At 38.9% G+C, this 24,649-nt stretch carries 17 protein-coding genes and 1 tRNA gene; 3 read left to right on the forward strand and 15 right to left on the reverse strand.

All coding sequences use genetic code 11. The features are described from left to right. Positions 1 to 3 precede the first annotated feature (3 nt). The 11 genes from queG to DN064_RS10750 form a co-directional block, all read right to left on the reverse strand. Positions 4 to 933: a tRNA epoxyqueuosine(34) reductase QueG gene (gene queG / locus DN064_RS10700; protein WP_115462653.1), complete on the reverse strand. Its 930-nt coding sequence runs from the start codon at positions 931 to 933 to the stop codon at positions 4 to 6. A 50-nt stretch (positions 934 to 983) separates the two neighbouring features. Then, positions 984 to 2,327, reverse strand: a complete 1,344-nt coding sequence (locus DN064_RS10705) for a cytochrome-c peroxidase (RefSeq protein WP_115462654.1) — start codon at positions 2,325 to 2,327, stop codon at positions 984 to 986. A gap of 110 nt (positions 2,328 to 2,437) precedes the next feature. Next, positions 2,438 to 3,460, reverse strand: coding sequence for a Holliday junction branch migration DNA helicase RuvB (gene ruvB, locus DN064_RS10710; RefSeq protein ID WP_115462655.1), 1,023 nt, complete (start codon positions 3,458 to 3,460; stop codon positions 2,438 to 2,440). A gap of 91 nt (positions 3,461 to 3,551) precedes the next feature. Then, positions 3,552 to 5,348 (reverse strand): cytochrome c oxidase subunit I, encoded by a 1,797-nt coding sequence (locus DN064_RS10715; protein ID WP_115462656.1) that lies wholly within the window; start codon positions 5,346 to 5,348, stop codon positions 3,552 to 3,554. 30 nt (positions 5,349 to 5,378) lie between these two features. Beyond that, complete coding sequence (locus DN064_RS10720) at positions 5,379 to 6,446, reverse strand: cytochrome c oxidase subunit II (RefSeq protein WP_115462657.1); 1,068 nt, start codon at positions 6,444 to 6,446, stop codon at positions 5,379 to 5,381. A gap of 23 nt (positions 6,447 to 6,469) precedes the next feature. Then, positions 6,470 to 7,816 (reverse strand): quinol:cytochrome C oxidoreductase, encoded by a 1,347-nt coding sequence (locus DN064_RS10725; RefSeq protein ID WP_232827473.1) that lies wholly within the window; start codon positions 7,814 to 7,816, stop codon positions 6,470 to 6,472. Positions 7,817 to 7,868: 52 nt separating this feature from the next. Continuing rightward, a complete protein-coding gene (locus DN064_RS10730; protein ID WP_198659440.1) occupies positions 7,869 to 8,426 on the reverse strand; it encodes a c-type cytochrome in 558 nt (185 codons plus the stop codon). 1 nt (position 8,427) lies between these two features. Further along, a complete protein-coding gene (locus DN064_RS10735) occupies positions 8,428 to 8,964 on the reverse strand; it encodes a DUF3341 domain-containing protein (protein WP_115462659.1) in 537 nt (178 codons plus the stop codon). Between the two features lie 3 nt (positions 8,965 to 8,967). Then, positions 8,968 to 10,437 carry an NrfD/PsrC family molybdoenzyme membrane anchor subunit gene (nrfD, locus tag DN064_RS10740; RefSeq protein WP_115462660.1) on the reverse strand — a complete coding sequence of 490 codons (1,470 nt, stop codon included), beginning with the start codon at positions 10,435 to 10,437 and terminating at the stop codon, positions 8,968 to 8,970. Positions 10,438 to 10,464: 27 nt separating this feature from the next. Further along, entirely contained in the window at positions 10,465 to 13,569 is a 3,105-nt protein-coding gene (locus DN064_RS10745) for a TAT-variant-translocated molybdopterin oxidoreductase (protein WP_115462661.1), read from the reverse strand. Between the two features lie 42 nt (positions 13,570 to 13,611). Next, positions 13,612 to 14,922, reverse strand: a complete 1,311-nt coding sequence (locus DN064_RS10750; RefSeq protein ID WP_115462662.1) for a c-type cytochrome — start codon at positions 14,920 to 14,922, stop codon at positions 13,612 to 13,614. A 301-nt stretch (positions 14,923 to 15,223) separates the two neighbouring features. Between DN064_RS10750 and DN064_RS10755 the strand changes: the two genes are divergently transcribed. Then, positions 15,224 to 15,616: an SPOR domain-containing protein gene (locus DN064_RS10755; RefSeq protein WP_115462663.1), complete on the forward strand. Its 393-nt coding sequence runs from the start codon at positions 15,224 to 15,226 to the stop codon at positions 15,614 to 15,616. Positions 15,617 to 15,648: 32 nt separating this feature from the next. On the opposite strand, the gene infB is transcribed toward DN064_RS10755, so the two are convergent. The 4 genes from infB to DN064_RS10775 form a co-directional block, all read right to left on the reverse strand. Then, complete coding sequence (gene infB / locus DN064_RS10760; protein ID WP_115462664.1) at positions 15,649 to 18,381, reverse strand: translation initiation factor IF-2; 2,733 nt, start codon at positions 18,379 to 18,381, stop codon at positions 15,649 to 15,651. Positions 18,382 to 18,410: 29 nt separating this feature from the next. After that, positions 18,411 to 19,643, reverse strand: coding sequence for a transcription termination factor NusA (gene nusA / locus DN064_RS10765; protein ID WP_115462665.1), 1,233 nt, complete (start codon positions 19,641 to 19,643; stop codon positions 18,411 to 18,413). 12 nt (positions 19,644 to 19,655) lie between these two features. Beyond that, on the reverse strand, positions 19,656 to 20,120 hold the full coding sequence (rimP, locus tag DN064_RS10770) for a ribosome assembly cofactor RimP (RefSeq protein WP_115462666.1): 465 nt from the start codon (positions 20,118 to 20,120) through the stop codon (positions 19,656 to 19,658). Between the two features lie 322 nt (positions 20,121 to 20,442). After that, a tRNA-Gln gene (locus DN064_RS10775) sits at positions 20,443 to 20,515 on the reverse strand. 152 nt (positions 20,516 to 20,667) lie between these two features. On the opposite strand from DN064_RS10775, the gene DN064_RS10780 reads away from it, so the two are divergent. Together DN064_RS10780 and DN064_RS10785 are read left to right on the forward strand one after the other, a co-directional pair. Beyond that, complete coding sequence (locus tag DN064_RS10780; protein WP_115462667.1) at positions 20,668 to 23,985, forward strand: glycosyltransferase family 117 protein; 3,318 nt, start codon at positions 20,668 to 20,670, stop codon at positions 23,983 to 23,985. A gap of 8 nt (positions 23,986 to 23,993) precedes the next feature. Next, positions 23,994 to 24,632: a polysaccharide deacetylase family protein gene (locus DN064_RS10785; protein WP_115462668.1), complete on the forward strand. Its 639-nt coding sequence runs from the start codon at positions 23,994 to 23,996 to the stop codon at positions 24,630 to 24,632. Positions 24,633 to 24,649: the final 17 nt, after the last annotated feature.

The following is a 24,649-nucleotide window of genomic DNA, read 5'->3' on the forward strand; positions in this document are numbered from 1 at the left end:
AAACTATTCTATCTTTTTAATGAAGTTAATATTTCTTACTAACCCCTCATATTTGGTTCGTTTAACTGCGGATTTTTTAAAGACTTTATTAAAAGTCTCTTTGGTCAATTCTTCCCAATCACCCTTGTCCATTGTTAATAATTCAGGCTTCGGATTAAATAACGGTTCATTATGAGGTTTTGAAAATCGATTCCAGGGACACACATCCTGACATACGTCACACCCAAACATCCAATCATCAAACTGACCTTTAAAATCATTAGGAATATTATCTTTTAGTTCTATGGTAAAATACGATATACACTTACTCCCATCTACCACATATGGTTCCGTAATGGCTTCTGTTGGACAGGCATCAATGCAGGCTGTACAACTTCCACAGTGATCGGTAACAGGAGTATCATAGTCCAGTTCTAAATCTATTATCAACTCAGCTATAAAGTAAAAGGACCCAACCTTCTGAGTGAGTAAATTGCTATGCTTACCAATCCATCCTAACCCACTTTTAGCGGCCCAGGCCTTATCTAAAACAGGTGCTGAATCCACGAAACAACGTCCAGAAACCTCACCAATCTCATCTCTTATACGTTCTAACAGCTCACGCAACTTGTGACGAATGACATGGTGGTAGTCAGATCCATAGGCGTATTTAGAAATTTTATAGGATTCTGGATTCTGAAATTCAGAAGGATAGTAATTAAACAACAGGGACACCACACTTTTAGCTCCATCCACCAGTAATCTTGGGTCTAAGCGCTTGTCGAAGTGGTTTTCCATATAGGTCATTTCTCCATGCATCTGACTCTTTAACCAAGACTCGAGACGCGGAGCTTCTTCTTCCAAAAAATCGGCCTTGCTGACACCACATGATAAAAAACCAAGGCGTTCAGCCTCGGTTTTTATAAGATTGGTATACCTGGTTTTGATGCTCAATACTTTTAGTTCAAAATCAGATTAAAGATACTGATATTTTCAGGAGCTATTTAATCACAACCAACATCAATTTTAGATTGCGGATCCGCATTTGGAAAGCAATTACCTGTTGGTAATTCTTCAGGTACGAAACGCTGAAGGTTATTATCATAAAGCGCCTCTTCAATAAACTCAACTAATAGCTCTATTTCCTGCTCTGTTAGACCCAGTGGCTTAAAATGCTCCGAAATCTGAGTTAAAGGGACGATTGAGTTCTCTGGAACTCCGTCGTTTTTATATTCAATAATGGACTTCAAAGACTCAAATGAACCACCATGACCAAAGAATTGTACATCCTTTAGATTGTATAATTGAGGTGTTTTAAACTTATAATCATCCTCTGAATTACCCGTAAATCCGCCACGTCCTTTCCTTGTGGCCTCATCAACTGTTGTTGAAATTTCAGGACCTTGAAGATCATGCATTCCTAATGCATAGAAATTCATATCATTTAATGCCGGACCAGAGTGGCACTGATAACAATGTGCTTTCCCATAAAACAATTGTGCACCTAATTTCTGATCTTCGGTCATGGCACTTGAACTTCCTTTTAACCAATTTTGAAACGGCGCTTCATTGGCAAGAAGGGTTCTTTCATATGCTGCAATAGCTAATGCTGCATTAATTTTCGTATACCGATTGGACTCCTCAATATTGGGGTACGCATTGTCAAAAAATGATTTATACGGGGAATTAATAATCTCATCTCCATTTACTTCAAGTCTATGAACATCTAATCCTGCTATAGCCTGAATTTCAACCCCTTCAAAACCTAAACTATTATTTTCTTTAGGGGTTCCTGAAGTCCATTGAGACTCTGTTCCTACGTTTGGACCTGAAGCTCCAAACTGTCCATTCCAAAGCATAACTGATTGAAATGCGACATTTAACGCTGTTGGAGTACGAATAGGTTGTACATCCAACTGAGTTGTAGCATACATTGGGTTGGAATGTCTACCCTCTCCAATAAAACCAAATCCTAATCCCCCATCACCAATTCCCTGACGCAAGCCACTCTGAAATCCTGCATCTACATGGTGGCAACTAGCACAGGAATAAGTGTACATACTTTCTTCGTACATAGCCTGAGAAGCTAAGCCTGTTTCATGATATAAAAAACTACCAAGTAGTACCTTGGCTTCAGATATAGGGTTATTTGGATCATAAGGAATATTGCTTAAATCCGATGCATGGGGAAGAAGTAATGCGTTCTTACTTCCATAAAGTTCGATTATTTGACTCTCTAATTGAGAATCTGCAACTGATACATTTTGATAATCATTGTCTGATTGACATGACACAATAACACTGATAAATGCAAGAAATACGAGTTTCCTGAGGTTTACAGTTTTCATGATGATCGATTTAGTTACTCTAAAGTAAAAACGATCTTCTTAGAGTATGTAAAAACTAGACTAAGGGAACAAATCTGAAGATTAATGACTAACTAATGTTGGTTTCATCGCTAAAAAAGCCCCCCTTGAACAGATCCCTTTGTTCGACCCAAGTGTTTATAAGCCAATTCGGTTACCTCCCGTCCTCTTGGAGTCCGCATTATAAATCCTTGTTGAATGAGAAAGGGCTCATAGACTTCTTCGATGGTTTCGGAACTCTCACTAACTGCAGTTGCTAAGGTAGTAATACCTACAGGGCCCCCTTTGAATTTATCTATGATTGTAGACAGAATTTTATTATCCATTTCATCCAACCCATGTGCATCCACATTCAAAGCCTCAAGCGCGTATTTAGCAATTGATATATCTATATTACCATCTCCTTTAATTTGAGCAAAATCTCGAACCCTTCGCAATAATGCGTTAGCAATCCTAGGTGTTCCGCGACTTCTTCCAGCTATTTCAATTGCTGCTTCCATAGTTATAGGAACGCTCAAGATAGAAGCACTTCGTTGCACAATGGTGGTTAGCAAGTCTGTTTTATAGTATTGGAGTCTGCTGCTAATACCAAATCTGGCACGCATTGGGGCTGTTAATAATCCCGATCTGGTTGTAGCTCCAACAAGCGTAAATGGGTTCAAATTAATTTGAACCGTTCTCGCATTCGGACCTGTCTCAATCATGATATCTATCTTGTAGTCCTCCATGGCTGAGTATAAATACTCCTCTACGATAGGACTTAATCGATGTATCTCATCAATAAACAACACATCGCGTTCTTCAAGGTTAGTCAATAATCCAGCCAGATCACCAGGCTTATCTAAAACAGGGCCAGACGTAACTTTAATACCAACGCTCAGTTCATTGGCTAGTATATGAGCTAATGTTGTTTTTCCAAGTCCCGGAGGGCCATGAAATAGTGTATGGTCTAATGCATCATCACGCAGATTTGCCGCTTGAACAAAAATCTGCAAATTTTCAAGCACCTGATCCTGTCCAGTAAAATCATCAAAAGAAAGGGGTCTTAATCGTTTTTCTAGATCAAGTTCCTCAGGACTAAAATTATCATTAGATGGATTTAAATTCTCATTCATAGGAAGAAGTGATGAACTCAAATATAACGAAAAAGCCCTTCCTAAAATGGAAAGGCTTTTCAATATTATTAACTAAGTCCTTCTTCTTATTCTAATGCTGAAGTTCTTCTTCTCCTTCTTTTAAAGGTACGTTTTGAGGAACAAAATCTTCATCGTGACCTGGCTTACTATAATCGTAAGACCATCTGTAAACCGTCGGCAATGCCCCTGGCCAGTTACCGTGTATATGCTCTACTGGTGCAGTCCATTCTAATGTATTGGACCTCCAAGGGTTTTGTTCCGCTTTCTTTCCGTAGAACACACTATGAATAAAGTTATACAAGAATACCAACTGAATAGTACCCCCTATGATAGCAAACATAGTGATGACCGCTTGCGTATTGGTAGTATCATCGAACAATGGGAAATTGGAGTTGGTATAATAACGTCTAGGTAACCCCGCCATTCCAATAAAATGCATTGGAAAGAATACCCCATAAGCACAGATTGCTGTAACCCAGAAGTGCAGGTATCCAAGGTTTTTATTCATCATACGTCCATACATTCTTGGGAACCAATGGTAAATACCAGCGAACACACCATAAAGTGCAGAAATTCCCATTACTAAATGGAAGTGTGCTACAACAAAGTACGTATCATGTACATTGATATCAAGTGCGCTATCTCCAAGAATAATTCCTGTTAATCCACCGGTAATAAAGGTTGATACCAACCCAATTGAAAATAACATGGCTGGATTCATCTGTAAGTTACCTTTCCAAAGCGTAGTTATGTAATTAAAGGCCTTAACCGCCGATGGAATTGCAATTAGAAGCGTTGTAAATGTAAATACAGATCCGAGAAATGGATTCATTCCAGAAATAAACATATGGTGACCCCATACAATTGTCGATAAAAAGGCAATTGCCAAAATAGAGGCTACCATGGCTCTATAACCAAAAATTGGTTTTCTAGAGTTCGTTGCTATAATTTCAGAAGTGATACCAAGGGCAGGTAATAATACAATGTATACCTCAGGATGTCCCAAGAACCAGAATAAGTGCTCAAACAAAACTGGCGATCCACCTTGATAATGCAATACCTCTCCTTGAATAAAAATATCTGATAAGAAGAATGACGTTCCAAAGCTTCTATCCATAATCAGCAATAAAGCAGCTGATAATAATACTGGGAATGAAATCACACCGATAACTGCCGTTACAAAGAACGCCCAAATGGTTAATGGAAGTCTAGTCATTGACATTCCTTTGGTTCTCAAATTAATTACAGTTACAATATAGTTTAGAGATCCTAGAAGCGATGATGCAATAAAGATGGCCATAGAAACTAGCCATAAGGTCATACCTAAACCAGATCCAGGCTGTGCCATCTCCAGAGCAGATAATGGAGGATAAATAGTCCATCCTGCTGCAGCTGGTCCCATCTCCACAAAGAATGAGGCGATCATTACAACACATGATATGAAAAACAACCAATATGAGATCATGTTCAGGAAACCAGAAGCCATATCTCTTGCACCAATCTGCAATGGAATTAATAGGTTACTAAAGGTCCCACTTAACCCAGCCGTTAAAACGAAGAATACCATTAGAGTTCCGTGGATGGTTACCAATGCCAAATAGATATCCGCATCCATAACTCCTCCAGGTGCCCATTTCCCTAAAAAGGTTTCAAAAAGTACATTCGGTTGTTCAGGCCAAGCTATTTGCATACGAATCATTAAAGACATAAAAATCCCAATGATTCCCATAACCAATACCCCGGTAATCAAATACTGTTTAGCGATCATTTTATGATCCTGGCTAAAGATGTATTTGGTCACAAAGGTTTCCTTGTGATGGTGAACCTCGTGATCGTCGTGTAAGTGTGCTTCAGCTGTTGCTCCCATTTTTTTCTTTTCTTTCTTAAAACAATTTTTCTAATTCAATGATGCTGCAAACTTGGTTTGCTCTGCCATCCAGGCATCAAATTCTTCCTGCTCCTCAACAATAATCTTCATCTGCATATTGTAATGAGACTTTCCACAGATTTTGTTACATAAAAGTAAGTAATCAAACTCGTAAACCAAATCTTGTCCACGTGCTTCAATATCCTCTTTATTCTCTAAACGAATCTCATTAATGTTTTTCACTTTATCCTGCATATCAGGATTTTGTCTCATCTCCGCAGTAGTTACCATTGGCGTGAAAGCGAATTGAGTTACCATTCCTGGTACACAGTTCATTTGAGCTCTAAAGTGTGGCATATAAGCAGAATGCAGAACATCCTGAGATCTCATTTTAAACAAGATCGGCCTTCCTTTTGGTAAGTGTAACTCTGTAACTATAACATCGTCTTGTGCATACGGATCCGCTTCATCAAGACCTAAGATATTAGCGCGGTCTAAATCGATTAATCTCACATTGGCCTGACCTAATACATTATCTTCACCTGAATATCTGGCCTTCCAATTAAATTGCTGTGCATATAACTCGATAACCATTGGATCCTCATCATCAGTAGCTGCAGTAACATTCATTATATCGTTCCAAGTGAACAAACCATAAATGATCAAACCTGCTAAAACAATAACTGGAATTATAGTCCAAATTGCCTCAAGAGTATTATTGTCTGCATAAAACAATGCCTTCCTTCCCTTCTCACCTTTGTATTTAAAAGCAAAATAATGTAGAAGGAATTGTGTAACAATTTGTACAATAAAGATAACTACCATGGAAATTACCATTAAGTTATCAATCCCCGGACCGTGCTCGGAGGCAGAATTACCAATCAAAGGAAGATCCCCTAGATAGTAAAAACTTAAAATTGTAATGGCGTAGATGAATATTAGGAATCCTATCATCAAATACCCATTGATTCTATTGTCCTTGTCATCGGCAACTTGAGAACTTGGCCCACCTACTTGTGCCAAATCAAAAATCTTCACCATCTGCCATAAAGCAATAGCCACAAAAAGAACTATTACAAAAATTAATAAAGTTGTCATTCGTTTTTATCTAAACAATTTAATTAATAATGAAAGTGCTCACTTTCTTTAATCATCGGATTTCCCTTGGCTAATAAAGGCGCTTTTCCAAGTGCTCTAAATACAATGAAAAGAAATAATCCACCAAACAAACATACGGCACCTAACTCTGGCGCACCAATAAACCAACGATCCACTACAGTTGCTGGCATAATCATGTTAAAGACATCTAAATAGTGCCCGCAAAGAATAATTATACCGGCCATAACTACAAACCAAGGAATTCGTTTATAATCACTGTTCATTAAAACTAATAATGGGAATATGAAATTCATTGCTAACATTCCAAAAAATGGAAGTTTGTAATATTCTATTCTGGTCATGAAGTAAGTCACCTCTTCAGGTATGTTAGAATACCAGATTAACATGAACTGTGAGAACCACAAATAAGTCCAGAAAATACTAATACCAAACATGAATTTTGCTAAATCATGGATATGACTATCATTTACAAACTCTAACAATCCTTTAGATTTCAAATAGATGGTTATTAATGCAATAACAGTTATCCCACTCACAAACATAGAGGCAAACACATACCAACCAAATAAGGTACTAAACCAGTGAGGATCTACGCTCATAATCCAATCCCAAGACATCATAGATTCAGTATAAATATAGAATACTAAGAAACCTGCAGAGATTCTGAAGTTCTTCTTAAAGTTCTTATTGTCATCAGCATTGTCCTGTGCAATCGAGAATTTTCTTGAGAAGTGACGGTACAATGCCCATCCAGAAATAAAAATTACACCTCTTATTACAAAAGATGTCATATTCAACCATCCTGATTTTCCTTGAATTAACTTATCATGCTCTACAACCTCTGGATCCATCCATGTAAAGATGTTATAATGACCAATAGTACCTGAAGCAACTGCTATTAACAAGACGATAACCGCTCCAGGGAACATGTAAGCCGTGATAGCTTCCATGACTCTAAAAAGCACTGGAGACCACCCAGCTTGCGAGGCATACTGAATCGCATAAAATGCTAGCACCCCTAAGGCAATCATAAAAAAGAAAAACGCACCAACGTATAATGCTGCCCATGGACGGTTGTGGATTTGGTGCAGTACATGCTCTTCATGACTCATATGATGACCTTCTTCAGCATGTTCATCGGACTCACCATGTGCATCAGCTTCATGATGACCAGCTGTAGCATGTGTGCCACCATGATCTGCACCATGGGCTTCGCCATGACCATCACCGTGATGTGCTTCTTCAGCCAACAAGACTTTTACATCATCTACTGTTTTGTAATGATGAGAATCCCAAAAACCATAGCTTACCCCGATTAGCCCCAAAATAATGAGGACTATTGAAGCCATTTTTAGTCGGTTTGAAATTGTATATTCCATTTATATAATCTTTGTCTAAATCTTACTTTTCTAAATCTGCTTTTAGTTTTTCAACATAAGCAACTACTTGCCAGCGCTCTTCTTCATTAAGCTGATTGGCATAGGATCCCATGGTATTTTTTCCGTAGTAGATCACATGGTAGATACTACCTTGAGTAATTGCTCTCCCGGCATCATCATAACTAGGAACCCCTAATATTTTCTCACGCTTAACCAAAGTCCCTTGACCCTTACCCTTATTCCCATGGCAAATGCCACAGTATATTTCGTAAAGTTCTTTTCCGCGCTCCATATCTATGGCAGTCGAGTCTATTGGGCTTACTAAATTGGCTTTCGCGTACTCGTAACCATCATTAGTATTTTCAATATCATAAAATGAATACCCTCTTGGTAGTGTCCCTTCCACAGGTAATTGTGCTTCAACGTCACCCTTAAAAACCTCTGCTTCCTGGTAAGCTTCGTAACCAACAGACTCATACATGTTTGGCATGTATTGGTAGTTTGGTCTGGAATTGTTTTGGCATGAAACCATTACTAAAACAGTCAATATTACAACTGCATATGTATATAAGTTCTTCATACTAGTGTGTATCTTCTTTATCGATAAACTTTAGTTCAACGGCTCCTGTCTCTTTTAGTAAAGAGCTTAGCTCTTTTTCATTACCATGAACAGCAACCTCCATTAAGAAATGGTCATCTGTGGTTCTTGGATCAGGATTCTCGGCTTTCTTAAAAGGCCACATACGGCTTCTCAGATAGAATGTAATTACCATTAAGTGCGCAGCAAAGAAAACAGTCAACTCAAACATGATTGGTACAAAGGCCGGCATATTTTCCAAATAGCTGAAGCTTGGTTTACCACCAATGTCTTGCGGCCAATCTTTAATCATAATGAAATTCATCATCAAGATAGCTACAGTTAATCCAACACATCCATATAAAAAGGAAGTGATGGCAATTCTTGTTGGAGCTAATCCCATTGCCTTATCCAATCCGTGAACTGGAAAAGGTGTATATATTTCCTCGATGTGATGTTTTTCTGCCTTGACCTTTTTAACTGCGGCCATCAACACATCATCATCGTTATAAATAGCGTGTACTACTTTTGAAGCTTCCATAGGCTATTCGTTGTTTTTGTCTTTTTTATTAGTTGATTTAGCTTTAGTCGAGCTTGTTCTTTCATCTGTTGCTGCTCCTGCCAAACTCTCACCATTTTCTCTTAATCGCTTGTAGCGCTCGCCAGATGATTTTAAAATCGTCTTAACCTCAGCTTGTGCAATTACTGGGAATGTTCTTGAGTACAATAGGAAGAGTACAAAGAAGAATCCAATGGTGCCAATGAATATTCCTATATCCACAAAGGTTGGTGAGAACATTGTCCATGACGATGGCAAGTAATCTCTGTGAAGCGAGGTTACAATAATTACAAAACGCTCAAACCACATTCCAATATTTACTACAATTGAAATAAAGAACGAGAACATGATACTTGTTCTTAATTTCTTGAACCACATGAACTGTGGAGAGAATACATTACAACTCATCATGGCCCAGTAAGCCCACCAGTAAGGTCCAGTTGCTCTATTTAAGAAGGCGTATTGTTCGTATTCTACACCAGAATACCAGGCAATGAACAACTCAGTAATATAGGCCACACCAACAATAGAACCAGTAATCATAATTACTATGTTCATCAACTCAATATGCTGAACTGTGATATAATCTTCAAGGTTACAAACCTTTCTCATAATAATAAGTAAGGTGTTTACCATGGCAAACCCCGAGAAGATCGCCCCAGCAACAAAATAAGGCGGGAAGATCGTAGTGTGCCATCCAGGAATAACCGAGGTAGCAAAGTCAAAAGATACAATGGTATGAACAGAAAGTACCAGAGGTGTTGCTAAACCAGCAAGTACCAGAGATACTTCTTCAAAACGCTGCCAATCCTTAGCTCTTCCTGACCACCCAAAACTTATTAATGAATAAATTTTCTTTTGGAATGGCTTTACTGCACGGTCTCTAATCATGGCAAAGTCAGGTAATAACCCTGTCCACCAGAAAACCAGAGAAACCGATAAATAGGTTGAGATCGCAAATACGTCCCAAAGTAGTGGAGAGTTAAAGTTCACCCAAAGGGATCCAAATTGATTTGGAATAGGTAACACCCAATAAGCCAACCATGGACGACCCATGTGAATAATTGGGAATAAACCTGCTTGGATTACAGAAAAAATGGTCATCGCTTCAGCTGATCTATTGATCGCCATTCTCCATTTCTGACGGAAGAGTAACAGTACTGCAGAAATCAATGTTCCTGCGTGACCAATACCTACCCACCATACAAAGTTGGTGATATCCCAGGCCCAGTTTACAGTCTTGTTAAGACCCCAGACCCCAATACCTGTGGAAATGGTGTAGATGATACATCCTAATCCCCAAAGAAAGGCCACTAATGCAATGCTAAAGACAATCCACCAGGCTTTGTTGGCCTGACCCTCTACAGGTCTTGCCACGTCCACTGTTACATCGTGATACGATTTCTCGCCGGTGACTAGTGGTCTTCTAATTGGTGCTTCGTAATGAGACGCCATAATATATTATTGATCTTTAATTTTAGTTTATGCTTTTGTTGTATTTCTAACTTTCGTATGATAGAACACATTTGGTTTTGTACCAACATGCTCCAATAAATGATACATGCGATCATCCTTAGAAAGTTTCGCTACCTCACTTGATTCATCATTAACATCACCAAATACCATGGCTCCGCTACCACAAGCGGCAGAACATGCCGTTTGGAACTCCCCATCTTTAATCTCACGTCCGTCACGCTTAGCATCAAGTATTGTTTTCTGAGTCTTCTGGATACAGAACGAACACTTCTCCATCACCCCTCTTGAACGAACTGTAACATCTGGATTGATAACCATACGACCAAGATCGTTGTTCATAAAGAAATCAAACTCATCGTTATTGTTGTATAAGAACCAATTGAAACGTCTTACTTTATATGGACAGTTGTTAGCACAGTATCTAGTACCTACACAACGGTTATAGGCCATGTGGTTTTGTCCCTGACGACCATGAGCAGTTGCCGCAACTGGACAAACTGTTTCACACGGAGCGTGATTACAATGCTGACACATTACTGGTTGGAAGGCTACCTGAGGATTATCAGCAGGGCTTTCCATTTCTCCAAACTCACTCAGTGAACTGCCTAAACCAGAAATGTTGTCCTTCTTAGCGTTATCACCCTCAAAGGAATCCTGAGAAGAATAATATCTATCAATACGTAACCAGTGCATATCTCGACTGCGACGCATCTCTGTCTTACCAACTACCGGTACATTATTCTCAGCATGACATGCAATAACACATGCTCCACAACCTGTACAGGCATTTAAGTCAATTGATAAATTAAAATGATGTCCAATAGAACGGTCAAAAGAATCCCACAGATCCACATCTGGAGATGTTACTGGGGTTTCAATATGATCTTTGGAAACCTTTGGTATTGGATTCCAGTAATTTTTATTCTTAGTGTTAAATACCTCAAGCGTGGTTTCTCTAATGATATCACCACGACCCATTAAGGTATTGTGTAACTGTACACAAGCAAATTCGTGTGTTCCTGAAGTTTTCTCAATACTTACTTCTTGAACCGCACTAAAGTTTTGATACAACGGATAGGCATTTACTCCAGTCTGCAATTCGGATTGAACACCATCGGTACGTCCATATCCTAAGGCTAAACCTACGGTCCCTTTAGCTTGACCTGGCTGTATAATCACAGGCACATTCACTGTTACACCATTTACCGTAACGTTAGCATAACTACCGTTAAGTCCACCGTTAGCAACATTTTCGTTTACCAAACCAGCAGCTTCAGCATCTGCCTTAGATACGGTTAAGTAGTTATCCCATGAAGTTCTGGTAATTGGATCAGGAAATTCCTGTAACCAAGGATTGTTAGCCTGTTGGCCATCACCCATACCTGTTTTGGTATAAAGCACCAACTCCATTGTTGCACCCTTAGCAGATTGCGATAGTGCTCTTGCAGCATCACCTGCTGGAGTTTCAACAGCATCCTCTTCTAAAGTATCCTCAATATCATCTAAAACATCAACAGCGTCATAAGCCACCTTATAAACACCATCGTGTAGAGCCTGACTGAAAGATCCACCGTTTAATATATCCTGATTCCAGATCATTTTAATGTACTCATCGTAAGACTGCGGATTAGCAGTCCAAGTCATTAATAATTCCTGGAATTGTTTCGTATCAAATAAAGGTCTAATTGTTGGCTGAGTTAAGCTGTAGTGACCTTTCTTCATTTCAACATCACCCCATGATTCTAAATAATGTGGTGCCGCAGCAATATATGTGCAAAGTTTTGCGGTCTCGTCTACTTTCATTGTAGAAGCAATTGACATTTCTACCTTTTCTAAGCCAGCCTTAAAATCCTCAGCATTAGGTAAGGAATAGATTGGATTCACACCCGCCATAATTACAGCTGCTATCTTACCAGCTTTCATATCCGCAACCAAAGTAGCAACCTCAGTATCATTTCCACGTCTGGTCTTAATAGTCATCTTAGTGTCAAACGCTTTACTTCCTAAGTATTCGTTCAATTCTAATACAACGGTCTGTGCATTGACGTCCTGAATTCCAGTAACAACAACACCTTTGTTTCCAGCTCGCTTTAATTCTGAAGCAGCTGAACGTACCGCCTGGTCAATAGCCTCAGGTAAGGTCCCTGATACATTTGACCCGGTTACATAGCTAAACAGTTTGGCAAGGGCCAAACGTTGCTCGCTTGCTTTCATTGGCACACGAACATCTGCATTAGCACCGGTTAGAGACATATTGGACTCAAACTGGATGTGCTTAGACATTTTACCATGATCAGGCACACGCTTCTTAGCATATCCTGAATCAAAACCTCCACCTTGCCAATCGCCTAAGAAATCAGCACCAACAGAAACGATGGTCATAGCTTTTTCAAAGTCATAGTTAGCAAGAGCACGTTCTCCGTACTTAGCTTGGAAGGCATCTAGAGCAGCAGATTCAGATACAGCATCATAACGTACGTGGCGTACATTGGTATATTGCTCTCTAAAGTCAGCAATTAGGTTTCGAGTAGATGGGCTTGCGTAGGATTGTGTTAAAATAGCAATCTCTTTCCCCTCTGCTTTTAACTCGTCGAATTTCTTTGTGGTTTCTGAAACAAACTGAGACCATCCTATTGGCTGATCGCCTTTCATAGGAGCCTTCACACGTTTGTTATCATATAAATCTAAAACCGAAGCATGAACACGGGCATTGGCCATCCCGTTTGTTTCAGCCAGGTTATTGTTTTCAATTTTAATAGGTCTACCTTCTCTGGTTTTGACCAAAACACTTGCAAAGTCATGACCATTAGCAATAGTGGTGGCGTAATAATTGGCCACACCAGGAATAATCTCGGTTGGTTGCACCACGTAAGGAATGGACTTTACAACCGGTCCTTCACAAGCTGCTAAAGAAGCTGCCGCTGTACTAAAACCAACATACTTTAAGAAATCGCGTCGTGTAGTGGACGAAGATTCAAGTGTTTCTTTATCACCTAAGAATGTGTCAGTTGGTATTTCTTCAACAAATTCGTTTTGCTGAAGTGTCTCAACAATAGAACTGTTGTCGTTCAGTTCTTCAACACTTTTCCAGTATTTCTTGTTTGATGACATATGATTAAAATTACTTGCTTTATTAATTTTGATTACCTCTTTCTAGTAGTGGCACTTACCACATTCCAGACCACCCATCATGGCAACCGTTAATTTTTCTACGTTATATTTTTTGGAAAGTTCTTCGTGAATTTTGGTATAATACCCATTATCCTTCACCTTAACTTCCGTTTCTCTGTGACAGTTGATACACCATCCCATCGTTAATGGAGAATGCTGACTCATGATTTCCATTTCTTCTACAGGACCATGACAAGTCTGACACTCGATGCCTCCAACCTCAACGTGTTGTGAGTGATTGAAATAAGCAAAGTCAGGAAGATTGTGAATTCTCACCCATTTCACCGGCTGTGTTTCGCCTGTGTAAGCCTGCTCATTCTGATCCCATCCTACAGCGGCATACAATTTCTGAATCTCCGCATTGTAATCCTGACCATATTCTAAGCCTTCAGCTTGCGTTTCTGGCGCTACTTCAGCAATAGATTTGTGACAGTTCATACATATATTTAATGATGGTATTCCAGAGTGCTTACTAACTCTGGCAGATGAGTGACAATATTTACAATCGATTTCATTGTCCCCAGCGTGAATTCTGTGTGAGTAATGGATTGGTTGAACTGGTGCATAACCTTGATCTAAACCAACCTGCATTAAGTAGCCATACACAAAATAACCACTAGCTAATAACAATACTATAGAAGTCACTAATACCAGGAACTGATTTTGAATAAAGGCTTTCCAAATTGGAATACGCTTCTCAGATTCTTCAACCTCAATACCTTTTGCTTCAGCAAAATGGTTTAAAGTACGCTTCACTAGAACTAAGGCCATAGCTAAAAGTGCGAATAACAAGGCTAGTGCACCAAGTATAATTTCATTACTAATCCCTGGCTCTGACCCCGCAGTAGTAGCAGTGGTAGCAGCAGTCTCAACCGGCGCTGGTGGTGGAGCAGCCGTGTAAGCTAAAATATCGGTAATATCCTGATCACTTAACGTAGGGAATGCCGTCATGGCGGTTTGGTTGTACTCATTCCAAATCTTGTTGGCATAAGCATCACCAGATTTAATCAATGCAGCACTGTTTCTAATCCAGGCATTTAACCATTCTCTGTCCAAGCCTTCCTCATCATACAAACGCGCCTCAACATTACGTAAAGCAGGTCCCGTCATTTTCTGATCAAGCCTGTGACAAGCAGCACAATTGGTGTTGTAAAGCTGTTTCCCTTTAGCAGGATCACCAGCCTGGCCTTCCGCGGCTTCCTGAGCTTGAATTGATACCGAAAACATTAAAATGAAAACAAAACCGATACGAAGTAAAGACTCGGTTAAATTGCGGCTGAAAACCTTTTTCATCTGTGAATTTTTATTGATTTGTTTGTCCGTTTATACAGACTATTTTTTTCTTTTGTTCCAACTTAAATCAATGTTTCTCAGAAACCTTGATTTTTATTTTCTGTTTTTGTTCAATTTTGGCATGATTTTTATGTTAAAATTTACCAAAAAAGTGTCTATAAAAACTCAGGCAAAAGTAAGGTATAAAGATGATTTTAGAAATGCTGGTATAGTCTTAACATATAATTTATAACTATTCTAAATAACAAATTTTAGGTCACTTCGTTCTAGTCCTATACCTTTGTCTTAAATACCAAAAATCATGAGTAAAGTAAGAACTGTAATTATTCTTTTAGGATTGTTTTTGATAACAGAATCTAAGGCTTTTGCTCAAAATGGAACGGTTACTGTAAACCAAAGCCATACGATTGATGAACTTCTAGAATTTAAGAAGGACATTAGAACCAATACTATTTATAAAATCCAAATTTTTCAAAGTACGCAACCCGCAAAAGCCGAGGAAGCGCTTGAAGAGTTTAAGATCAAATACCGCGATTGGCCAACAAGCATCGAATTCAATACACCTAACTATAAGGTTTGGGTAGGGGTGTTTAAAGACAAGTTAGAGGCTGATAGAGCTTTGGCAACACTTAAGAATGATTATATGTATGCCTTTATATTTGAACCCAAGACAGACTTTAAAAAACGTCAATAAAAAAAAAGCCGACTTTTCAGTCGGCTTTTTTTTTATTTGGATAGTTTCTTTTTGACTTCCACTTCCTGGAAGGCTTCCAAAACATCACCTTCTTTAATATCGTTGTAATTCTTGATCTGAAGACCACAATCGTAACCTTTAGATACTTCTTTAACATCGTCTTTAAATCGCCTAAGTGAGGCTAACTCGCCAGTGTAAACCACGACACCATCTCTAATGATTCGGATACTTGAATTTCTGTAGATCTTACCGTCTGTAACCATACATCCTGCAATGGTACCAATCTTAGAAACTTTAAAGAGTTCTCTAATTTCTACAGTACCGGTAACCTCCTCTTTCAATTCTGGAGATAAAAGACCTTCCATAGCATCTTTGATGTCATTAATAGCATCATAAATAATGGAGTATGTTCTGATATCAATTTCTTCCTTATCGGCAATCTGTCTGGCATTGCCCATTGGACGTACATTAAATCCAATGATGATGGCATCTGAAGCAGTAGCTAATAGCACATCACTTTCTGTGATAGCACCTACTCCTTTATGGATAATATTCACCTGAATTTCTTCAGTTGATAATTTCTGGAATGAATCTGTTAAGGCCTCAACAGAACCATCCACATCCCCTTTAAGGATAATATTAAGTTCTTTAAAGTCACCAAGAGCAATACGTCTTCCAATTTCATCAAGTGTAATGTGACGTTGTGTTCTTACCGATTGCTCACGTTGTAATTGTGTACGTTTAGTAGCGATTTGCTTCGCTTCACGCTCATCTTCAAAGACATTAAACTTATCACCAGCCTGTGGCGCTCCGTCCAAACCAAGTATAGATACTGGAGTCGACGGACCTGCAAATGGCACATCTTTGCCGCGTTCATCCTGCATGGCTTTAACTTTTCCACTATGTCTTCCTGCCAATACGTAGTCCCCTATTTTTAGGGTACCAGCTTGAACCAAAATGGTGGATACATAACCTCTTCCTTTGTCTAAAAATGCCTCAACAACAGTACCGTTGGCCGGTTTGTTAGGGTTAGCTTTTAATTCTAATAATTCAGCCTCCAACAGGACTTTCTCCAGTAATTCAAGAACTCCCTGACCTGTTTTAGCCGAAATATCATGTGATTGAATTTTTCCTCCCCAATCCTCTACAAGAAGATTCATACTAGCTAATCCTTCTTTAATTTTATCTGGATTGGCTGTTGGCTTGTCTACCTTATTAATGGCAAATACAATAGGAACCCCTGCTGCCTGTGCGTGGGAAATCGCTTCTTTGGTTTGTGGCATGATATCATCATCAGCCGCAACTACAATAATTGCAATATCCGTTACTTGAGCACCACGTGCACGCATGGCCGTAAAGGCTTCGTGACCTGGTGTATCTAAGAAGGCAATTCGTTGACCATTCTCAAGTTCCACACCATAAGCGCCAATGTGCTGGGTGATTCCACCAGACTCACCGGCAATCACATTTTCTTTTCTTATATAATCCAGAAGGGACGTCTTACCGTGGTCAACGTGACCCATTACTGTTACAATTGGCGCACGTTCTTTAAGATCTTCTGGTTTATCTTCAACTTCTTCAATAGATTCTTCTATGTCAGCAGTTACAAATTCTACCTGATAACCAAATTCCTCGGCTACAATAGATAAAGTTTCAGCATCAAGACGTTGGTTCATGGTCACCATCATCCCTAAAGACATACAGGCAGATATAATTTGTGTTACCTGAACATCCATCATAGTAGCCACCTCACTTACCGTAACAAACTCCGTCACCTTAAGCACTTTGCTTTCAGCTGCCGCCAATTCCTGATCCATCTCCGTCTGTTGACGGTGCTGATCTCTTTTCTCTCTACGATATTTGGCTCCTTTACCTTTGCTACCCTTTCCTTGAAGTTTTTCTAGGGTCTCACGAATTTGTTTTTGTACATCCTCTTCGCTAGGTTCTTCCCGAACCACCTTTGGACGATTCTGATTTCCTCTTCCTTTATAGCCACCCTGACGGTTTCCTTGGAAACCACCTCTATTGTCATTCCCAGCTTTACTAATGCGACGTCTTTTGCGCTTATTGGCTGGTTGATCATCTTTTTTCTTATCAGCTGGCTTATCTTCTTTTTTCTTTTTGGGCTTGTTAAATTGAGATAAATCAATCTTTTTACCTGTTGCCTTGGGCCCTGAGAGTTTTTGATATTGCGTTTTTATCTTCTCATCTTCAACCTTTTCCTCCTTCACTTCAACTTTTGGCTCTTCTTTCTTAGGTGCTGGCGCTGGTTGTTTCTCTTCTTTTATGGGCTCCTCTTTGGCTTTAGGTTCCTCTTTCTTCTCTTGAATTTTCTTCTCAACTTTTTCTTCAACAGGCTTTGCTACTTCCTTTTCAGATGAAACCGGTTCTGCTTTTGGTTTCTCAGGATTAAGATCAATTTTGCCAATAGTCTTTGGACCACTAAGTTCTGCTTTGGCCTTTAAAACAGATTCTTCAGCTGCAACAGCAGCCTCTTGCTGCATCTTTTCCTCAAGTTCGGCTTCTTTCTTAAGACGTAACGCTTCTTTCTCCTTCATTTTAGCTTCACTAACCTTCTGCGCTTTCTCGCGCTTTGAAGCATCAGTTTCAAACTCTGCAGAAAGCATGTCGTAAACTTCTTCAGAAATTTTTGTATTCGGACTTTTTTCAATACTCACCCCCTTGGACCCTAAATAGTCCACAGCGCGATCAATTGAAATATTAAGTTCGCGTAATACCTTATTTAATCTAATTGTTTGAGCCATATATGCCTGTAAAATAACTTAAATAAATCTTATTCTTCAAATTCCTCGCGCAGAATTCTAACCACATCTTCAATGGTCTCTTCTTCTAAATCCGTACGCTTAACAAGATCCTGTAAATCCTGCTCTAAAACACTTTTGGCAGTATCTAATCCTGCCTTAATGAATTCTGCGATGATCCACTCTTCTATTTCATCTGAGAATTCTTTTAATTCCACATCTTCTTCCGCACCTTCTCTAAACACATCTATCTCATAACCAGTAAGTTTACCTGCTAATCTTATATTATGTCCACCACGACCTATAGCCTTGGAAACCTCTTCTGGTTTTAAGATAACCTCAGCACGTTTAGTGTCTTCATCAATCTTAATCGAAGTAACTCTGGCAGGACTTAATGATCTGGTGATATATAATTGTAGATTGTTTGTAAAGTTGATGACATCAATGTTCTCATTGCCAAGTTCTCTAACAATTCCATGAATTCTAGATCCTTTCATACCTACACAAGCACCAACAGGATCAATTCTATCGTCATAAGAATCTACAGCAACTTTTGCTTTTTCACCAGGAATTCTCACTACATTTTTAACAGTGATTAATCCATCAAATACTTCCGGAATTTCCTGCTCAAATAATTTTTCCAAGAACAATGGAGACGTTCTTGACATAATGATTGCAGGCTTATTTCCCTTAAGCTCCACACTCTCGATAACTCCTCTCACATTTTCACCTTTTCTAAAGAAATCTGAAGGGATTTGTCTGTCCTTTGGCAAGATTATCTCATTCCCCTCATCATCCAATAAGATAATAGCTCTATGTCTGATGTGGTGTACTTCAGCAGTATAGATTTCTCCTTCTAACTCTTTAAATTGCTTGTATATATTAGTATTGTCATGTTCGTGAATCTTAGAAATCAAATTTTGACGCAATGCCAAAATAGACCGTCTTCCCAATTCAACTAACTTCACTTCTTCAGCTACATCTTCGCCAACTTCAAAGTCAGGCTCAATGCGTTGTGCTTCGGAAAGTTCGATTTCCTGGTTCGGATCTTCAACCTCCCCATCCGCAACAACAATTCGGTTTCTCCAAATTTCCAAGTCGCCTTTATCAGGGTTAATGATGATATCGAAATTGTCATCATCTCCATATTTTTTCTTTAGGGCATTTCTTAAAACGTCTTCAAGAATTGCCATGAGCGTCACTCTGTCTATTAGTTTATCATCTTTAAACTCTGAAAATGATTCAATTAACGCTACATTTTCCATAACTGATATGAATTAGAATTTTATTTTAACTTTTGCTTCTTTAATCGTGTCAAATGCTATCGTGGCGGTTTTCACAACCGTATGTTTGCCCTTACCTACCGGCTTCGGTTCTCTGGTTTTCCATTTTAACTCCACCATTTCTCCATCGATAGATACCAATTCGCCCTCCACTTTCTCATCATCCATAGTCTTCACCTCTAGAGTTCGCCCGAGATGCTTGTGGTATTGACGAGCATATATTAAAGGTGCTGTTGCGCCAGCTGATAGAACTTCCAATGAAAAATCGGTTTCGTCACGGTCCAGATTATGTTCAATAGCTCTGCTAATAAAAATACAATCGTCAACTGTGACGCCCTTATCTCCATCAATCACAATCTTAACCTGATTATCTGGAGTGATACTTTTCTCGATCAAAAACAAATCTGACCGCTCCTCAAAAGCCTCTTCTAATAGTGATCTAACCTGTTGTTCAAACATATTTCGGTATGAAAAGAGGGGACTTTTGGTCCCCTCGTTAATTTCCTTTCCGTAAATAACAGCGCAAAGATACGCTTTTTATCCGTTTTCACAACCCACCTAATCAACAATCTATTATCAAGAAAAGCTTGAGAAAATAACAACCTCAATTCTAACTCAAATTATGATGATTTTATCGGCCAATGCGTACTTACCTCTATTGAGGTTGACTTGAGCCAATTATAAAGACTCATCTTAGCCTGCCTTATCTGCACATAGGGCTCCTTGCCCTAGATGTGTTGGCACAAAAAAACCCTTGAAGATTTTTCAAGGGTTTTGACCGTTGGCCTACTAGGGCTCGAACCTAGACTCTTCTGGACCAAAACCAGACGTGTTGCCAGTTACACCATAGGCCATTCACTCTAACGAGGGTGCAAATTTAAAACAAACTTTTACTTAGACAAAAAATTAATCTTAAAATCACACCTTTTGCTTAAGGTTTCTTTAAAAGACTCTAGGGGTGTGGTAATTATTGCTAAATTCGCCTCGTTCTAAATCAATAATTTATATGGCCAATTTTAGCTTCGTAAAATGGAATAGAATTTTAAGTTGGGGATGTTTTGCTATTGCCCTTATCACCTATGCACTAACCATTGAACCAACCGTTAGTTATTGGGATGCGGGTGAGTATATATTAACTTCCTCGAAGTTACAAGTAGGCCACCCTCCAGGGGCGCCACTATTTCAAATGCTTGGGGCGTTTTTCTCAATTTTTGCTACTGAAGCATCCCAAATTGGGGCCTTGTTGAACATGATGAGTGCCGTATCCAGTGCATTCACCATACTATTTATGTTCTGGACTATTAGTATGCTGCTTCGCAAACTCACCAACTATGAAGAAGGTGATGCTAATAAAGGCATGGCTATAATAGGTAGTGCTGTTGTTGGTAGTTTAGCCTTCACCTTTACAGATTCATTCTGGTTTAGTGCAGTTGAAACGGAAGTTTATGCCATGGCCGCCCTTATTATGTCTGCCATGTTTTACCTGGCCTTGTGCTGGGAACGTGATATGCACACCCCGCGAGGTAACCGCTGGCTCATATTAATTGCTTTTATTATTGGTTTATCCTTTGGAGTGCACTTCATGGGATTACTTACCATTCCAGCTATTGGATTGATTTATTTCTTTAAAAACTATGAGAAGGTAACAGTTAAGAACTTCCTTGTCGCCAATATAGCGTCAGCTGCTATTCTGCTTTTTATATTCAAATTACTCTTACCAAGTACGCTTAAGTTCTTTGGGTGGATGGAAGTCTTTATAGTCAACAGTATTGGATTACCTTTCCATTCTGGAACCATCATTGCAGGACTTCTGGTTATAATAGCTTTTTATTTGGCTTTAAACTATACTAGAAAGAAGGGGCTTGTTCATCTAAATACTTTGACGCTTTGCCTAATGTTTATTTTCATTGGTTTTTCTTCATGGATGATGTTGCCTATTAGAGCCAATGCCAACGTTATAATTAATGAGAACGATCCATCAGACGCACGAGAATTATTGGCGTATTACAATCTAGAGCAATACCCAAAGACTTACTTATTTTATGGACCACAGTTTACCGAAATTTATTCAGGTGCGGATGAAAAACAGCCCTTTGTAGACGCTAAAAAGAACTATGAGAAGGACTATAAGACAGGAAAATATGTGGTTATTAATGATTGGAAAAATGCGGAGCAAAATTACAATCATGAACATGCGTCTCTTTTGCCAAGAATGTGGAGTTCAGAACATGCTCAAAACTACATGATGTTTACTGGTCTTATTCAGTTTAAAATCAAACCAGAATACGCTGGAGACCAACAGATTGTTGCTATCGTTAATGATTTTAGAATGCGGGTAGCGCAAGGCCAAGTTGATTATGAAGGATATGATGAATTCTTAAGAACCTATGGGCAACAATTACTTGATATTGAAAAACCGTCCTTTATTGATAACATGATCTACATGATCCAATATCAGTTTGGTTACATGTACTGGCGTTACTTTATGTGGAATTTTGTTGGACGCCAAAACGATATACAAGGACGATATGATGATTTTAATGGTAACTGGATTTCAGGAATTAAATGGATTGATACCATTCATTTAGGCATGTCTCAAGATAATCTTCCTGGAGATGTTCTAAATAATAAGGCTCGTAATACCTATTACTTTTTACCTCTGATTCTTGGATTACTCGGATTCTTTTTCCTTTTTCACACAGATAAAAAACGCTTCTGGGTCTTATTGGTATTCTTTGCCATGACCGGAATTGCTATTCAGTTTTATACGAATATCAGGCCTTTTGAACCGCGTGAACGCGATTATTCTGTAGTAGGATCTTTTTATGTATTTGCTATATTTATTGGTTTTGGGGTGTATTCCTTATACCAAGCCCTTTCTGAACGTTTTAAGACTAAATTGTTGGCGCCGGTTGTAGCACTAGTCTGCTTACTAGCTGTGCCTGGTATCTTAGCAGCCAACAACTGGGACGATCACGATAGATCCGGTAAATACACGGCCAATGCCATGGCTAGAAAATATTTAGAATCCTGCGCACCAAATGCCATATTATTCACTATTGGTGATAACGACTCATTCCCACTTTGGTATCTGCAGGAAATTGAAGGTGTAAGAACAGATGTACGTGTGGTAAATACGAGTCTGTTCCAAACCGATTGGTACATCGATCAAATGAAACGTAAAGCTTATGAAAGTGACCCAATTCCATCACAATTGACACATGAGCAATACCGTTTTGGTACGCGTGACTTTATAATCAAACGAGAAATTACTAAAGATACCATTCCTATCAATGATTTTATGGATTTTATATCCAGTGATAAACCAAGTACCAAATTGCGTTTTGTTGCGGAACGTCAAGGTGAAGACGTTAGACAATATCCAAATACCTTATTAAATACAAACTACTTCCCGACATCGCATGTGCGCATCCCTGTCAACAAAGACGCTGTGCTTGAAAATGGCGTAGTCAAACCGGAAGATGCTGATAAAATAGAACCCTATCTAGACATAAAAATCTCAAGTTCTTATATCTATAAAAATCGTCTTCTCATGTTGGATATTATAGCCAATAATAATTGGGAACGCCCCATCTATTTCTCAGGTGGAGCTTTTGGGGATGAAGACTACATTTGGATGAAAGACTATCTGCAACTGGATGGACTTTGTTACAAACTTGTTCCAATTAAGACACCTGTTAATAGGGCAAATCCATTTGACATGGGTAGAGTTGATCCTGATCTTATGTATAATATGGTTAAATCCTGGGATTGGGGCGGTAGCGGAGAAGACATCTATCACGATGTTGAAACCAGGAAAAATGGTATCACCTATCGTGGAAACTTAGCGCGCCTTATTGAAGCACTTATTCAAAAGGATGAACTGGACAAGGCTGAAGAAATTGCCGATTTAGCTATGATGAAAATGCCAGTAGACGACTTTGGTTATTACACCTTGTTAGAACCTTACATAAACGCCTACTATGAAGTTGGCAGTGCAGAAAAGGCTAGACAACTCTTCTTAGATGTTGCTGTAAAATATCAAGAAAGCCTTACCTATTTCGGTGCTATGGATTTTGAAGATCAGGAACGTTTAATTGAAGAGATCGTCACTAATATTGAACGGTACAGATCCCTAGTAGACCAACTTATTATTATGGATGATAAAGATTTTGCTTTAGAACAAACCAAGGTCTTCAATTCTTACCTCAAATTGTTTGATAATTTTATGGGACCAGAGGAACCAGAGCCTGAGGCTGTTGATATAGATATGCTACTTAATGATCTAAAAGATTCAACAAAGATTATTAACCCTGAGGAATAATAAGGGGTATGCAGGTCTTTCCAACTAAAACACCTGATTTTGTTAAGTCCTTATTTCCGCAGTTTTTGTGGCATCTTCCAGACAATGAGAAGGTGCTTTACCTTACATTTGATGATGGCCCAACACCAGAAATCACAGACTGGGTACTCAATTGTTTGGAGAACTATAATGCTAAGGCGACCTTCTTCTGTATTGGGAAGAATATTGATTTACATCCTCTGATTTTTGATCAGGTTCTAGCAAAAGGTCATGTTATTGGCAACCACACATACCATCATCTAAAGGGATGGAAAAGTAGAACAAAGACCTATATGACTGACGTATCTAAAACTCAAGACCTAATTCAAGAGAAAACCGATTCCAAGCTTTTTAGACCTCCTTATGGGAAATTCAAATCGTCTCAGGCTAGAAAACTACTAAGAGATGATTACACTATTGTTTTATGGGATGTATTGTCTTACGATTGGGACCAAAGTGTAAGCCCTGAAAAGTGTTTCAACAATGTCATTTCTAAAGCCAGAAATGGCAGCATTATAGTTATGCACGACAGTGTAAAGGCTTCTAATAACTTAAAGTACGCGCTTCCTAGGATCTTAGATCACTTTACTCAAGAGGAGTACCACTTTAAGTCTCTTCCCTTATTTTAAGTGAAAGCTTTTTTAAT

This window comes from Winogradskyella aurantiaca (assembly GCF_003362725.1).
GTDB lineage: Bacteria > Bacteroidota > Bacteroidia > Flavobacteriales > Flavobacteriaceae > Winogradskyella_A > Winogradskyella_A aurantiaca.